Genomic DNA, 558 nt, shown 5'->3' with positions numbered 1-558 from the left:
AGGAGACTCCTGCCTGTTTGCATGTTTCTATAAAGGTATTATAGATTGCGGAGTTCTGTATTCCTTTCACACTTCCGAAGAACAGGCTGTTCTTTCGTTGGACAGTGATTGGTCTTATCGCTCTTTCCGCCGCCATATTGTCTATTGAGTATTCTCCGTCATTTCTGTAGGCGAAGATCTGATTCCAGAAGTTCTTCAGATAGTTAAGAGCCTTGCTCATAAGTTCACTTCGGCTCTCATCCGGATTTGCAAGCAGATCATAAAGCTCTGTCCTTATCTTATCAATGATTTCCGTCGTTTCCTTACTGTTTCTTCTGTGGTAAATCTCGTCTGAAGTGAGTTTTTCCCGGCGGTAAGTATCTTCCATGCCGTATAGCTTTGCTATCAGCTCAAGGAAGATTCTCGCCTGCAGGCTTCCCTGGTCATAGGCATACTTGAACTTAGCTCTTGCATGAGCCAGACAGCAGAGATGCTCTATATCCATAAGCTCATTGTCAAGATACATATATACGTTGTAGCCGTCGCTCTGCAGTGATTTGATTTTTGCATCACCAAGGA

The 558-nt window shown here is 43.5% G+C and carries 1 protein-coding gene; it reads right to left on the bottom strand.

Going from position 1 to position 558, the window contains the following annotated elements; translation table 11 throughout:
• The coding region (locus I6E11_RS14820; RefSeq protein WP_235338850.1) for an IS66 family transposase at positions 1 to 558 on the bottom strand (558 nt) is incomplete at both ends.

This window comes from Bacteroides caecigallinarum, assembly GCF_021531075.1.
Taxonomy (GTDB): Bacteria; Bacteroidota; Bacteroidia; order Bacteroidales; family Bacteroidaceae; genus Phocaeicola; species Phocaeicola caecigallinarum_B.
The sequence above is the reverse complement of the archived record's forward strand: the minus strand, read 5'-3'. Positions and strand labels throughout refer to the sequence as shown.